Source organism: Endozoicomonas montiporae CL-33 (genome assembly GCF_001583435.1).
In the GTDB taxonomy this organism is placed as follows: Bacteria; Pseudomonadota; Gammaproteobacteria; order Pseudomonadales; family Endozoicomonadaceae; genus Endozoicomonas_A; species Endozoicomonas_A montiporae.
On record NZ_CP013251.1, the window covers coordinates 1,800,511 to 1,814,616 of the forward strand.

Genomic DNA, 14,106 nt, shown 5'->3' on the forward strand with positions numbered 1-14,106 from the left:
GTCACTTTCAATGCCGTGGCAGTTTTCTGAACAATAATAAAAACGACAACGGATTCCCATCATGGCAAGCAGTAATGCACGTCGTCAGCTGTTCATCTCTCTGGCTGTTCTGGCTATTTGTGCAGGCATCGGTTTTGGCTTAACAAAGCTGAGCAAGCCCCCGGAAGAAGAGAAACAAATCACCACTATTCCTCTGGTCGAGTCACGAGTACTGGCAACCGAATCGGTTCGGTTTTCAATCAACAGTCAGGGGGTTGTGCATCCGGCCATTGAAACAACGTTAGTGACACAGGTCTCTGGTTTGATCACCGAGGTGGCACCGGTGTTTGTCAGTGGTGGCGTTTTTCAAAAAGGCGATCTTTTGGTCCGGATTGACGACAGTGACTATCGGGTGGCGGTACGTCAGGCTGAGGCGTCTCTCGCTGCCAGTGAAGCTCGCCTGACCGAAGAAACAGCCCGTTCCAAAGCTGAAAAACAAAGCTGGTTGCGCAGTGGTCGCAAGCTGGAAGATGCGCCCGAACTCCTCCTCCGTGAACCTTATGTAGCAGAAGCCAGAGCTCAGGTGAAGGCAGCCGGTGCCCAGCTGGATAAAGCCCTCAGAGATCTTGAGCGAACAGTTATTCGGGCACCATACGATGGCATGGTGCGAGAGAGGATGGTCAATCTTGGTCAGTTTCTGGGTACAGGAGCCCAGCTTGGTATGGTGTTTTCGGTAGGGTCTTCGGAAGTGCGCCTGCCATTAAAACCGGCGGATCTTGCCTTCATTGATTTGCCTGCAGCCGGACGACAGGTTTCATCCGACATTCAGGTCTCTCTCAGTCAATCTCTGGGGGGGCAAACGGTTACCTGGGAAGCCGATCTGGTCAGGGTGGAAGGAACGGTGGACGAGAAAAGTCGTATGCATTATGTCGTTGCCCGCGTTACTGACCCGTATGCGCTTAATCCTGCCAAAGGGAATGACTCCCAAAACCCTGAACCATTGAAAGCGGGAAGCTTTGTGACTGCCCGGCTACAGGGCGGCGAAGTGGAAGGGCTGTTTCAGATCCCTCGTCGTGCAGTCTACGCCGATGGCAAGGTGATGGTGATTGATGATAACAACAGTTTGCGTTATCGGACGATCCAGCCGGTTTATGCCGATGAAAACAAAGTTTATGTGTCCCATGGACTAATAGCCGGAGAGCGCTTGTGTCTGACACCGCTGACGAACCCAGTGGAGGGCATGAAAGTCAGGCTGTCTTCTAATGCAACGAAATCCATTAATAATAACGGCTAAACAGGTGGCATGATGTCGCACAATCATGATGACAGCGTGTACAAAAAAGGGGTGATCGCCTGGTTTGCCAATAATCCGGTGGCAGCTAACCTGCTAATGCTCACCATTATTGTCGCGGGTCTTCTCAGCACCTATTCCATCAAGAAAACTATATTTCCGGATTTTGCCGCAGACACTATTCAGGTGTCGGTTAGCTATCCCGGTGCTGGTGCTGATGACATAGAACAAAGTGTTGTACTCAAAATCGAGGAAGCGGTCAGGGATCTGTCGGGTATCAAAAAGGTGGTGAGTACCGCCAGAGAAGGACTTGGGCGTGTTCGCATCGAGGTGGAAACCGGTTTTGATCTGGATACACTCTACAACGATGTCAAAGTCTCTGTGGAAGGTTTAACGACACTGCCTGTTGATGTAGAAACGCCGGTGATCACCAAGATCGAGCCTGAAAATCGTGTGTTACTGGTCACCGTATTTGGCGATATTGAAAGACTGTCACTGCAACGAACGGCGCAATCGTTGCAGGAAGCGTTATTGACATTGCCGACGGTGACCAAAACCCGGTTGCTGGGTGAAGACGATCTGGAAATTTCTATTCAATTGTCAGAATCGGCGCTACGAAAGTACGGCTTAACGTTTGATGAAGTGGCAAGGGCATTGAAAAGCGCTTCCATTGATGTTGCCGGAGGTTCAATTAAAACCCGCGATGGGGATATTTCAGTTAAAACCCGCGGGCAGGCGTATACCGGCTTTGACTTTGCCGACTTTGTTGTAAGAACCAATGCCGATGGCAGTCGGCTTTATCTGCGGGATATCGCCGATATACACGACGGCTTTGTCGAGGATGAAGGTATTGTCCGGTTTAATGGCAGGGAAGCGATTACCATCAGTGTGATTTCCGAAGGGGATATCAGCGCTCTGCAAACTTCCAGGGATGTACGTCACTTTTTGGGTAATTATCAGAGTCAGCTGCCGGTCAGTGTGGAGGCCCGACCTTGGGGTGATGGGGCTTATTACCTGAAAAGTCGTCTGAACATGATGATGAAAAACATGCTCAGTGGCGGCGTTCTGGTGTTTCTGCTGTTAACCCTGTTTTTGCGTATGAGGGTGGCGTTCTGGGTAGTGGTGGGTATTCCGGTCTGTTTTCTCGGAGCCATCTGGCTAATGCCCAATGCCCTGATGCCGGTGTCTATCAATATGCTCAGCCTGTTCGGCTTTATTCTGGTGCTTGGGGTGGTGGTGGATGATGCCATCATTATGGGTGAGAGTGCCTACACCAGCATTTCCCGTTACGGGCATACGACGGATAACGTCGTGGCGGGTGTTCATCGGGTGGTGGTGCCCGCTACCTTCGGTGTATTAACGACCATGGCTGCCTTTTTGCCGGTGTTGTTCGTTACCGGTCAGGCGTCGCCATTCTTTCATGCCATTGGTCTGGTGGTGATTCTCTGCCTGTTCTTTTCCCTTGTGGAATCAAAACTGATTTTGCCTGCACATCTTGCCCATATGCGTAAAGTTGAAGCGGGTAAGCCTCCGTCGAACCGTCTGGCAAGGTTGCAAAATCGCGTTGACCACGGATTGCAGTGGTTTGTAAATACGGTTTATCAGCCGCTGATGGAAAAGGCGCTGCGTAATCGTTATGTCACTCTCAGTGTGTTTGCCGGTGTGATGATCATTACGGTGAGCGTGATGGTCAGTCCGCTGATTCGTTTTGTGTTCTTTCCGAAAATTCCCAGCGATATGATCGAAGTGACACTGGATATGCACGCAGGTGTTTCCATTGCCGACCGAAATGACACTTTGATTCGCCTGGAACAGGCCGCTATGCGTGTGGATGAACGTTACCGACAGGAAAACGAAGGCGAAACGCTGGTTGAAAGTCTGATGCTCTGGTCAAGAGGTGATGACGAGGGTGTGATTATTGCCGAGTTGAGCAAAGCGGAAGCGCGTTCTATTGAAGTGGGCGAGGTCGCGAATTTGTGGCGCGATGAAGCCGGAGCCATGGTCGGGGTGCAGAAACTTGATTTTTCTACCGAGCGCCATGCGGGTGGTTCCAAACCCGTCTATTTTCGTTTGAGCAGTAATGACAACGAACAGCTGCAAAAGGCTGCTGCAGAGCTCGAAGCGCAGTTACGATCCTACCGTGGTGTGTACGATGTCGAGAACACGACAGAGTCTGCCATTGATGAAGTGATTCTGGATATTCTCCCAGGAGCCCAGGCGTTGGGATTGAATCTTGCCAGCCTGGGTAATCAGGTGCGTCAGGGCTTTTATGGGCAGGAAGTTCAGAAAATCCAGCGCGGTCGTGAAGAGGTCAAGGTGATTCTGCGTTATCCAAGGGAAGATCGTGATGATTTAACCGATCTGGATAGGGTGCGCATCCGGACAGCGGATGGCAGTGAGGTACCATTTTACCAGGTGGCGACGATTACACCGGGGCAGGGCACCAGCTATATTCGGCGAACCAATGGTAAGCGTGCTCTGGCGGTATCGGCCAACGTTGATGTGAAGCGGATTGAGCCTGATACGGTCATCAAGGATGTCAGAGAGAACTTCCTGCCGGATCTTTATGCCCGTTATCCGGACGTCGCCAGTGGTCTGGACGGTGCCAGCCTGGAACAGAAACAAACGGTTAAGCAATTATCGGTTCTGGGTTCTGTGGCCCTGCTGATGATCTATGCCCTGATTGCTATTCCCCTTCGTTCTTATGTTCAACCGTTGTTGATTATGGCAATTATTCCTTTCGGGCTGGTGGGAGCTCTGATTGGACATCTGTTGATGGGTAAGTCGTTCAGCCTGATGTCCACCTTTGGTCTGATCGCCCTTGCCGGTGTACTGGTGAATGACAGTCTGATCCTTGTGGATTTCATTAATAAGGCGAAGGCAACAGGCAAAAGCGTCTATGAAGCTGCAATATACGCAGGGCGCGAGCGCTTTCGGGCGATTATACTGACGTCCCTGACGACCTTCCTCGGACTGGTGCCCATTACCATGGAAAAAAGCCTGCAGGCTCAGGCGGTGTCGCCCATGGCGATTTCCCTTGGATTCGGGATTCTGTTTGCTACCGCTATTACGCTTATTCTGACACCCACTCTGTATGTGGTGATCAGCGAGCTGGGGCAGGGTTTTCGCAGGCTCTGGCACGGTGCAGGGTCGGCAAAGCCTGTGGAGGACAAGTAGCTTGGGGGCTTGGAGAGTTGAGTGCTTAAGCCTTTTGCCTGCTGTCGGTTAAAACATCAGAGCAGGTAAAGGCAGAGCATAAAAATCAGCCCTGGTGCGAAAAAGCCGATGAGTGCGCCAGATTCACGATCTCCCCACTTTCGTTCAGAGAACTCTCCAACCATATAAGTGGCAAATGTCCAGATACCAAGGCAGATAAGAACGATTATCCAGCCGGTCAGCGTCATGTTTTCCAGCATTTGATGAAGATTGAACATATTACTACCTCATAACTGTTTTATTGTTCGGTCTGGCTTCCTGAGATCAGGATAGTCGCAGTTCGTAAATTTGCTCTGTCATGGTTTAGATATTGAACAACGGGCTGAGTTCCGGTGAACAGATCAACGGATGTCAGATTCACTGACCGGCTTGTTATGAACCTGCTGTATTGGTTTGGCTCAAAGGCTTCAGGCAGAAAGGAGAGTCTGAATGAATGTATCGAATGTAATGAGTTTTACCACTGGACGGCATGATGAGAAATTTGTGGCGCAGTGTAGCTCTTCTGAAACCAGCGACCAGACTTCATCGGATTCAGATACGACTGAAACAAGCAGTACGGACAATAAAAGTGATACTTCAGTATCAAAGGTAAAATCAGAGAAAACCATCGGGTTGGCTGAACCTTGTGAAAGCCAGAACTCCGGATCTTCAAACAATCAGCTGAACAGAACGCCGGGGTTCTTTGAATCGCGTTTAAGAGATAAACCATTTTCCCAGTTTGATTCAAATGATGTTAATGCTCTATTTGGTTTGGATGGTGAGGATGATTCATTTGTTTTAACAGGGACCAAAGTACCGGGTCTGCCTATGCCGGCAGAAACACCGGGTAAGGTGCACTTAATACCGTTTGAACGTGGTAAAAAGCTGGATGAGATTAGTCCGGGAGTCCTTCACAGGCTGAAAGGGCTTCAAAAGCTTGGTGAAGGCAGCTTTGGTCGGGTTTATTTTGTGGACAAGACTGTTAAGGGAGTAGAGAATGGGGCGCTGAAGCAGTTTCTTGCCGGTCAGGAAGGTTTTTCTGAACGCCAGCACAGGCAAGCAGCCAGAGAAGTATTTACGCACATTGAGTTTGACCACCCTAATATTGTTAAAGCGATGGCTTACCATGTTTGCCAAGAGTCTGTGATGCTTCTAATGGAAGCGTTATCCGGTGATCTTGAACAGTTTGTAATGAACTCAAAAGGAGAGTTACTCCTTGTTAATCTACTGGGTATATTGGAAGGTATTTTTTGTGGTGTGGAGTATCTCCATAAAGACTGCAAACTCTTGCATGGTGATCTTAAGCTGAAGAACATTCTTCTGGATAATCAGGGTAAAGCTAAAATTACAGACTTTGGTTTTGCCTCTCGAATTGATAAGCCCAGAACGCTCGCCAGTGAACCCCCCTGTTTTTATATGGCACCGGAATTAACAAGCCAGCAGCGGGAACACATGAGTGAAAAAACCGAGATTTTCTGTCTTGGGATTATTGCTTTACAGTTATTGGAGAATGAGGTGCTGTTTCATGCCTGGGTGAATCAGTCACACCTCCGCGAAAGTGACTTTTCTTACAGCCCCGGGCTTTTTAAAGCCTATCAGGATTATTTTAATAAAGCTGATTCAGCAGAGCTGGATAAAGTAAACGGCAAGCCGGTGATCACCAGTGTAGTTGATGCGAAAGAAATAGCCTCAAAGTATCGTACGGATCAAGGTGTCAGTAAAAAACATCTGGAGGAATTCATTCAGAAGATGGTGTTGCAATGCATGAGCCATTCCCCGGAAGACCGGTTAACGCTGTCAGAGGCTAAAGATTTTCTGATGCAGTTCATAAAGCAGTATCAGGAAGGCTCTGCTACTAAAAAACACAAGACCAGAGGCGCTTCAGACATACCCGCCAAGAAAAAACTGTTTTGATCATCACCAAGGCAACCGAAGTCAGCTGCCTTTAGGATGATCATCAATAAAAGCAGTTTACATCGGCGGATAGGTGTAATGCCCCTGAATCCCCAAAGGTAGCCCCGTTGCCCAGTACAGTAACAGGAAGATTGTCCAGATAACCGTCAGAGCCAGAGAGTAAGGCATCATCAAAGAGGCCAGCGTTCCAATCCCTGCACTTTTGATATAACGCTGGCAGTAAACCACAATCAGCGGAAAGAAAACCATCAGTGGTGAAATGATATTCGATACCGAGTCGCCCAGACGATAAGCAGCCTGCGACAGCTCCGGTGAAATGCCTACTGCCATTAGCATCGGGATCAGGATTGGTCCCATCAGCGCCCATTTAGCCGAGGCTGAACCGATTACCAAATTAACGACAGCTGTCAAAAGAATCATGCCGACAATGGTGACTTGTCCGGGCAGGTTCATGGCTTGTAGTACTTCGGCACCGCTCAGTGCCAGAACAGTGCCCAGATTGGACTGGCCAAAAGCCGCCAGAAACTGGGCGCAGAAAAAGGCCATGACCATATAAGAGCCCATGCCGGACATGGATTTACCCATGGCATCGATAATGTCTTTGGCTTTTTTGAAAACGCCTGAAGCCAGACCGTAAACAACGCCCGGAAGAACAAAAATCAGAAAAATCAGAGGTACGATGGACTGCATAAGGGGAGACGCCAGTGACGTCAGTTCTCCATCGGCAGAACGCATGGGGGACGACTCTGGTAGAACAAAGGCGCACAGCAGGCCGATACCTGCCAGCATCGACAGACCCGCCATACGGAATGCCCGGCTTTCAACAGCGCTGACGGAGCCCATGTCTTCAACGGGCTCTACATCATCGTCAATGGGCATATGACTGTTCAGGCGGGGCTCTACAATCCGTTCAGTCACAAACCAGATAACCACAGTAACGAGCAGGCTGGAGGCAGCTGCAAAGAACCAGTTGCACAGAGGATTTACCTGATACTCGGGGTCAAACAGCTGGGCTGCCGACTGGGTAAACCCTTGCAGCAAAGGATCGGTTGGCGTAGGAACGAAACTGGCAGCAAAACCGCCCGATACACCGGCAAAAGCTGCGACAACTCCGGCCAGAGGGTGACGCCCGGCTGCGTGAAAGATAATCCCGCCCAGAGGAATAACCAGAACATAGCCCGCATCGGCAGCCAGATGTGAAAGAATAGCGACGACTACAAGGGCTGGTGTCAAAAGCGCTTTTGGTGTGACTGCCAGCATTTTTTTCAGGCCGGTATTGATAAAACCGGACTGCTCCGACACGCCCACGCCAAGCATGGCAACCAGCACAATGCCTAAAGGGGCAAAGCCGGTGAAATTACCCACCATTGATGAGAGAAATGCCGCCAGTGACTCTCCGGTTAACAGATTGTTGACCTCTATGGCTTCACCGGTGGTGGGATGAATCATATCGAAACTGACGGTAGACAACAGTGCAGACAAAACCCATACCAGCAGTGTGCCGTATAAAAACATCAGGGAAGGGTCTGGCAATTTGTTGCCGGCTCGCTCGACACCATTGAGGAAACGGTCCATCAGGGTGGGTCGATCCTGAGCAGTAGAGAGAGGGGGAACCTGTTGACTCATAAGACCTCAGAAGATTTTTGTCGGGTTGGCATGATGTGAGCGGAGGTGACAACAGACTTGAGTTTTAATGCCGTGTACCAGTCGATCTGACTTCAAGACTAAAAAAAGTAGCAGCTGGATTGTATTGAATTTTCAGAATAGTCAGTGGAAAAACTGTATGTTAGATGAAGTGGCCTGAAGTCGCCTAAAACCTGATAGTCGTCATATCTTTAACGGATTCACTTAAGGATAGTAATCACCTTATGTTTATCGTCTCTCTAGTTTAGCCGCTGTATTGTGATTTGCATGATGATCATAATATAAGACCAATGTCGTTTTCTAAAAAATGTAGGAGTCTTATGAGCAAGCTTTACTGCGAAAAAAAGCCGACATCTACTGGTCGGCTTTGGGTTAAGAATTAACTTAAGAAGATAATTATTCTATAGCTATTCATTATCCTTTTTTCGTTTGCTATCCGTCAAATCAGTCTGGGCAGCATCATATCCCCGCCTTTTACGAAGCGCTTTTGCGAGTTCGGACTCGTCCTGAGCTTCTTGTGCTGGTCGCTCGGAGGCATGATTAGATTGACTTTTAAGCTGTTTACGAGCCTTGGTATAGTCATTGTCAATATCCATTTCATCAGGAGTGCTATCATTTTTTACGTCTTCGTCTTCTTGGTCTTGCCTGGTGAGGTCGATACCCGTTTTTCTGAGTTGAACGCCTCCCGATAATATTTCTTCGTTTACAGAGAGAGGTTTCGAAGAATCTTTAGGTATCTCTATATTGCCATCTTTCAGCGTGGCTCCTGTCTTTTTAAGCTTTGCATTTCGGAATGCGGCTGCCGAGGGTGATTGGCTGGATGAGTCGGAAGTCGGAGGAGTGACAGCTTCATCTGCAATTGATGCATCCTGACGCTGGGTTTCGATTTTCCTCATCTTGCGATTGACTTTGTCTTGTATGTTCAAAAGCGTTTCAACGGTGGTAACAAGCTCATCCACTTGCTTTTTCTGCTCCTTCATACGTTCCATAAGCTCTTGACGTTCGCTGGATTTTGCACCTTGTTCTTCTTTTAATGTTGCCAGCTTATCGACATTGTTGTTCCAGTCGGTCAGTTCTTGATGGATTGCCTCTAAAATAGGGTTTGCTTTGAGTTCAATTCTTCCTTCTGTACTTTGAAGCGAAGATGCCGCAACTCGTAACTCGTTGAGCATTGCCGGGGAAGCTTTCTCAAAATTTTTGTTCTGAATAAACCTTCTTATTCCGGCCAATACATGCGCCACCTTCTTTTTGATGCCGTTATTTTTCTTGGCAGCCTCTGTACTGGCATCTTCTTTCACAAGTACAGAGCCTTTTGCCTCCTCAGGTACTGAAGCGTCATCTTCTACGTCAGCATTTTTGACCTCTGTTGCATAGGTACGCGGAGGTTTTGGTATCGGGTTTGGTCCACTCAGGTCAGGGCTTGTGGTTGGGTTCTGAACTGCTCCTTTAGCTGATGGAGGCAGTGGCGGTGCTGGAGGAACTGTACCAGGGAGTGGGGGCGGTGTAGGAATATTACCAGTACCAGGCAATGGAGGAGGCGGTGGTGGAGTGGGAATAGTGGACTGTGCTGCACTTCTTTGACCCAGTGATTTCGTCGTCGTAGCTGCAGGCCGTTTGTCATCCTTCTGCTGCTCCTTCAGCAGTAAAGATTTCTTTGGACTTATCTTCCCTACATCATTCGTGTTTGTTGACCCTTTTTGGTCAGAGTCCACACTGGTGCTGTCATCGCTTGTGACTGGGGTGTTAATTGGTAGGCTTTGAGAACCGCCTGCTGGTGGTAAATTTGACATGACACATCCCTGTTTTAACGTCTTGTTGGTAAGAAATATAGCAGGCTGGATAGAAGTCACGGACATCCGCTTAAAGCCGGATTTTTGTGTCAAAACATTAACGCTATCAGGTAGCAGGTATTAGGGGGCGTTCTCAATTACGCCAACCAGACCAAAGAAGCTGTCAACTGAAGCATTCCCAAGTAATTTCGACCCAACCGTTCGTATCGGGTTGCGATTCTCCGGAAGTGCTTCAGCTTTTGAAATAACCTTTCTACAAGATTGCGCTCCTTGTAAAGCTCTCTGTCATAGAGCCTTGGTTGCAGTCTTCCTTTTCTCGGCGGGATAACCGGTTCAGCCCCTATACAGCCGATAGCCAGAATGAATGCATCTGAGTCATAGCCTTTATCTGCAAGAACATAATCTGCAGAAAAAGCCTCTATTAATGCATTTGCCTGACCATATTCTGATGCTTGACCTGCTGTCAGTATTAAGCGAACCGGATTTCCCAGAGCATCTACAGCAGCATGGATTTTAGTCGTCAGACCACCTCTTGATTTGCCAACGGCCTCATCATCTTGAGCTGTTTTTTTGGTGCTCCATGCTGATGAACTCGAGCAATACTGCCGTCTACCATCAGATACTCAAGATCCTTATCCTTGGAAAGCTCTTCAAAGATGTCGCCCCACGTTCCCTTGTGGCACCAACGGTTATAGCGAACATAAACTCTGTGCCAATTTCCGAAAGAATTTGGTAGGTCTCTCCATGGTGCTCCAGTTCTGGCAATCCACAGAACAGCTTCGAGAAACTTGCGATTATCCTTGGCTGTTACTCCACAGTCTGATGATTTTCCTGGCAGGAGGTCTTTGATTCGATTCCATTGATCATTGCGGAGAACTGTACGAGGCATAGTGAACCAAAAAAGCCGCAAACTATACCTCAAACATGCATACTTGAGCTAATTGAGAACGCCCCCTAGTGATGGTGATTGCTTGCGGCTATTCTGGCGTATTTTGGATCATAGGTTTTGCCAGAAGATTTCAGGCATGGCAGACTGCTGCCTGTTTTGGATAGAGTCTGTTTGTCAATGCACGCCCCTCAGCCCGATGTTCGAAAGCTGTCTTCAGGTTATAAATTTGAGCACCAGCCCAGTGAAACCTCTGTCAGACTGGATCATCAGGGGCGTTGGGTGAGTTATCGCTGTGACTCTGGTTTTTACCGGCGATGTATGAACGGGGATATCGTTTGTGATAAAGGGGAAACCCTTCTGTCTCCGGCTGAAAAAACAGGGTTGATCAATAAGGTGGCAGAGACTCTGAATAGCTGGAGCCAGAGCTGGGAAGGTTGTGCCCGGATAAAGAGCCTTTTAGTGACTGCCGGGAAGCTGGATTTTGACTATTTTCAGGGGCTCGCAATACTTTATAAAGACACTTATCCAGAAGGGGTTCCGATTCTTCCCCCCGATCGTTATGGCGATCTTGTGGTTCAGCCGGTGGTTGGCTGCCCGAACCGGGCATGCACTTTTTGCGCCTTTTACAAAGATAAGCCTTACAAAATGCTGTTGGCAGATCAGTTTTCCAGACATCTGCAGGGGGTTCGGATGTTGTTTGGCGAGGGACTGTTAGCCAGAGACGGCCTGTTTGTTGGTTCAGCTAATGCCATGGCATTGTCTCAGCGGCGACTTCTGAACTATCTGGAACAGATTCATGGTGAGCTTGGTGAGTTTAAACGAGGGATTGCTGCTTTTGCTGATCCGGATTTTTCAGCCCCAAGAAGTACAGAGCAATGGCAGGAACTGGCTAATCTCGGATTCGACCGTCTGGTGGTGGGGCTTGAAACCGGATGGGGAACATTAAGAGGCAAGCTTGGCAAGTCTGCAGACCTGAGTAAAGTTCAGCAAGCTGTTTATGATTACAAGCGAGCAGGTATTGGTGTGGGTATAACTGTACTGGCAGGTGCGAGTGAACCTGCTAGTCAGCAGGGAAATGTGCAGCGCACAGCCCGTTTTGTCAAAACACTGGAGCTTGAGAGACAGGATATTGTCTACCTGTCACCATTGGAATCTGCCTCGGTTGACAAAAAACAGAGGGCTCGGGAATTTCATCAACTTAAGGAAAAATTGTCTGCTTGTACTGTCGCAAAGGTTATACCCTATCAAATGCAGAGATTTCGTTATTATTGTTGAGCAGAATTTAAGACTGAATCACCTGATTTTTTGGATCAGAAAAATAGTTGTTCTAATAACTAAAGGATGCATTGATGTTTGAAGCACCTGAATTTCCAGATCATAAGCCGGATTTCTACCGGCTTCTCACTCAACAGGCGGTCGCTTTAATTGAGGGAGAAACCGATACACTGGCAAACCTTGCCAACACCGCCAGCCTCCTGTTCACTTCTATGGCTGATGTAAACTGGGCCGGATTCTATATTGTTCGGGGAAAACAACTGGTGCTTGGTCCCTTTATGGGAAAACCTGCCTGTGTTCGTATACCCATTGGACGGGGGGTATGCGGTACTGCAGCTTGCGAACAACAAACCATAATGGTAGATGATGTTCATGCATTTCCCGGTCATATCGCCTGTGACGGAGCCAGTCGCAGTGAAATTGTGGTGCCGTTGATCGTTAATAATGAAGTAGTGGCTGTTCTGGATATCGATAGCCCGTCAGTACACCGTTTTGATCAGGATGATCAGATTGGGCTGGAGGCCATGGTTCAGCAGTTAGAGGAACAGCTGGCTTTCTCACAGCTTTTTTATTCTGTTGGTCGTTGATTCTGAAAGCTGTCGCCTGTTTTAGTCAGGCGACAGCTTTCAAATACATGGACTTTTGTTATCAGGTTCAGCCTTTTAACATAGCTCGCTTCAGGCTGCGGTCAGCCGGTTTGTTGCCCAACCATATCTTCAACAATGTCTGGCTGAAATCATCGCCTTTTATTGTTGTGAGATGGTCGCCATTTTTATAAGCAGCCAGACCTTCACCGGGCAGTACCAACATAATAAAACGATCACCTTTTACAATATCTTCGTTGAATACATTGATGAACTGATCCAGTCGTTCGCGTACAGGAGCCATGTTGCCACCTGTTGCGGTTTCAAAACCGTCATTGACCGTGCTTGCCATGCGATCCGATGTAATCATGCTGGATACAATATCCAGTTGAATGGCGACGGGTGTCTTGCTGTTTATTATGTCGTCAGCATCACTGGTTTTCGTTTTGGTGTAGAGCGAGCCAGCATAGAGATCCATAAACAGCATTTTCCGAACACCGACACCATTCAGGTTCAGAACCTTGTTATCTATCATCAGCTGATCCTGAATTGAAACGCCTGCTACTTCGTTTGCATACAGGCTAAAACTCATTAATAGAGAGGCAAATAATAGAGTCAGTTTTTTCATGTAATTTCCAGAGAGGGCACTAAGATAAAATCGTAATATACGTCAAAAGCAAAGTAAGTTTGATTGGATTTATGTAACCGGCTTCTTGCAAGACTTTTAGCTATGTACACTTTTTTCTAATTTAGATTAATTCTATTTGATCATTCTTTCTGAAGGTGTTGTCACTTTTTTAAGTAAGAAACTGGCTGAGGTTGACCGCTTAAACTACTTTTACGCGAACGCAATGTTTTGATAACACTGGAGCAGTGTAAAAATGAACAAATCGCTGCTGTTCACTTCGCTCTTGTTTTTTGGTGTTAGCTTACTGTTACAGTCAACTGAGGTGCTTAGCGAGAGCAACGCACTGGCATTATTAACGCTCAAGCCCATTCGAGTTCCACATCAGTTTCTACCTGAAAAGAGTTGCCCCGGATATGTGTCGTTCATCCCGGGAACGCACTCAGTGATTTATGGAGGGCATGACAGACCGTGTGAGTATTGCTTAGCGCATCCACAAAATCCAGATTGTAGCGCTTATGACAGACGGTGTTTATCAGGTATCGTTCATGTCAAAGGGCATAGATCCTCGTTTGCTCACCTTGGCGGGGTTTATAACTGGAAAAAAATGCTGTTTGATAAACACCATAAAGTCATGTGGACTGCAGGTTTGTTTTTCCAGGGGCCTTCATCATCAATGATTAGCACGTCTAATATATTCAGTTATTCGAATCTTTCTGGTTATATGAGGCGCAAGCACATTAAGTTTCTCTATTATAATGACTCTCGGGAACCATACATTGATATAGGGCTTGCTTCTGATGGTTCAGCAGCAGCAATTGTTATAAATCATACGAATACAATGCAGAGGAAGGTGCAGATCATAAATCCCGAGAACAATATAGTAATTCGTACACTCAACTATTCTTCCTACTCAATCA

11 protein-coding genes (1 of these 11 only partly in view) are annotated in these 14,106 nt (G+C 47.7%); 6 read left to right on the forward strand and 5 right to left on the reverse strand.

The window, feature by feature from the left end; translation table 11 throughout:
• Window positions 1-61: 61 nt before the first annotated feature.
• Window positions 62-1,273: an efflux RND transporter periplasmic adaptor subunit gene (locus tag EZMO1_RS08130; RefSeq protein ID WP_034874232.1), complete on the forward strand. Its 1,212-nt coding sequence runs from the start codon at window positions 62-64 to the stop codon at window positions 1,271-1,273.
• A gap of 9 nt (window positions 1,274-1,282) precedes the next feature.
• Entirely contained in the window at window positions 1,283-4,447 is a 3,165-nt protein-coding gene (locus tag EZMO1_RS08135) for an efflux RND transporter permease subunit (RefSeq protein WP_082211818.1), read from the forward strand.
• 56 nt (window positions 4,448-4,503) lie between these two features.
• Here the strand turns inward: EZMO1_RS08135 and EZMO1_RS08140 are convergent, their stop codons facing one another.
• Window positions 4,504-4,704 carry a hypothetical protein gene (locus EZMO1_RS08140; RefSeq protein ID WP_034874230.1) on the reverse strand — a complete coding sequence of 67 codons (201 nt, stop codon included), beginning with the start codon at window positions 4,702-4,704 and terminating at the stop codon, window positions 4,504-4,506.
• A gap of 211 nt (window positions 4,705-4,915) precedes the next feature.
• On the opposite strand from EZMO1_RS08140, the gene EZMO1_RS08145 reads away from it, so the two are divergent.
• The gene (locus EZMO1_RS08145) at window positions 4,916-6,379 is read left to right on the forward strand and encodes a protein kinase family protein (RefSeq protein ID WP_034874229.1); all 1,464 of its coding nucleotides are present in this window, start codon (window positions 4,916-4,918) and stop codon (window positions 6,377-6,379) included.
• 57 nt (window positions 6,380-6,436) lie between these two features.
• On the opposite strand, the gene EZMO1_RS08150 is transcribed toward EZMO1_RS08145, so the two are convergent.
• From EZMO1_RS08150 to EZMO1_RS25430, 3 genes are all read right to left on the reverse strand, one after another.
• Complete coding sequence (locus EZMO1_RS08150; RefSeq protein ID WP_034874228.1) at window positions 6,437-8,005, reverse strand: AbgT family transporter; 1,569 nt, start codon at window positions 8,003-8,005, stop codon at window positions 6,437-6,439.
• 425 nt (window positions 8,006-8,430) lie between these two features.
• Window positions 8,431-9,879 carry a hypothetical protein gene (locus EZMO1_RS08155; RefSeq protein ID WP_160174032.1) on the reverse strand — a complete coding sequence of 483 codons (1,449 nt, stop codon included), beginning with the start codon at window positions 9,877-9,879 and terminating at the stop codon, window positions 8,431-8,433.
• A gap of 71 nt (window positions 9,880-9,950) precedes the next feature.
• Window positions 9,951-10,702 (reverse strand): IS5 family transposase gene (locus EZMO1_RS25430; protein WP_413783208.1). Its coding sequence is split into 2 segments (ribosomal slippage): window positions 9,951-10,376 and window positions 10,379-10,702, totalling 750 coding nucleotides; the frame shifts between segments, so codons are not numbered across the junction.
• A 177-nt stretch (window positions 10,703-10,879) separates the two neighbouring features.
• Between EZMO1_RS25430 and EZMO1_RS08165 the strand changes: the two genes are divergently transcribed.
• The gene (locus EZMO1_RS08165) at window positions 10,880-11,977 is read left to right on the forward strand and encodes a radical SAM protein (RefSeq protein ID WP_145912531.1); all 1,098 of its coding nucleotides are present in this window, start codon (window positions 10,880-10,882) and stop codon (window positions 11,975-11,977) included.
• A 74-nt stretch (window positions 11,978-12,051) separates the two neighbouring features.
• Window positions 12,052-12,564, forward strand: a complete 513-nt coding sequence (locus EZMO1_RS08170) for a GAF domain-containing protein (RefSeq protein WP_034874223.1) — start codon at window positions 12,052-12,054, stop codon at window positions 12,562-12,564.
• A gap of 67 nt (window positions 12,565-12,631) precedes the next feature.
• On the opposite strand, the gene EZMO1_RS08175 is transcribed toward EZMO1_RS08170, so the two are convergent.
• Window positions 12,632-13,189 (reverse strand): chalcone isomerase family protein, encoded by a 558-nt coding sequence (locus EZMO1_RS08175; protein ID WP_034874222.1) that lies wholly within the window; start codon window positions 13,187-13,189, stop codon window positions 12,632-12,634.
• Window positions 13,190-13,442: 253 nt separating this feature from the next.
• Here EZMO1_RS08175 and EZMO1_RS26160 point away from each other — a divergent pair, with 253 nt between their 5' ends.
• Window positions 13,443-14,106, forward strand: the 5' portion of a protein-coding gene (locus tag EZMO1_RS26160) for a hypothetical protein (RefSeq protein ID WP_145912532.1). It continues 212 nt past the right edge of the window; 664 of the gene's 876 nt are visible here — the first part of the coding sequence; its start codon is at window positions 13,443-13,445; its stop codon lies off the right edge, out of view.

What these genes read in the sequence shown, in the direction of transcription:
- EZMO1_RS08130 (WP_034874232.1), top strand. Translation starts at nt 62, where the DNA reads ATGGCAAGCAGTAATGCACGTCGTCAGCTGTTCATCTCTCTGGCTGTT.
- EZMO1_RS08135 (WP_082211818.1), top strand. Translation starts at nt 1,283, where the DNA reads ATGATGTCGCACAATCATGATGACAGCGTGTACAAAAAAGGGGTGATC.
- EZMO1_RS08140 (WP_034874230.1), bottom strand. Translation starts at nt 4,704, where the DNA reads ATGTTCAATCTTCATCAAATGCTGGAAAACATGACGCTGACCGGCTGG.
- EZMO1_RS08145 (WP_034874229.1), top strand. Translation starts at nt 4,916, where the DNA reads ATGAATGTATCGAATGTAATGAGTTTTACCACTGGACGGCATGATGAG.
- EZMO1_RS08150 (WP_034874228.1), bottom strand. Translation starts at nt 8,005, where the DNA reads ATGAGTCAACAGGTTCCCCCTCTCTCTACTGCTCAGGATCGACCCACC.
- EZMO1_RS08155 (WP_160174032.1), bottom strand. Translation starts at nt 9,879, where the DNA reads ATGTCCGTGACTTCTATCCAGCCTGCTATATTTCTTACCAACAAGACG.
- EZMO1_RS08165 (WP_145912531.1), top strand. Translation starts at nt 10,880, where the DNA reads ATGCACGCCCCTCAGCCCGATGTTCGAAAGCTGTCTTCAGGTTATAAA.
- EZMO1_RS08170 (WP_034874223.1), top strand. Translation starts at nt 12,052, where the DNA reads ATGTTTGAAGCACCTGAATTTCCAGATCATAAGCCGGATTTCTACCGG.
- EZMO1_RS08175 (WP_034874222.1), bottom strand. Translation starts at nt 13,189, where the DNA reads ATGAAAAAACTGACTCTATTATTTGCCTCTCTATTAATGAGTTTTAGC.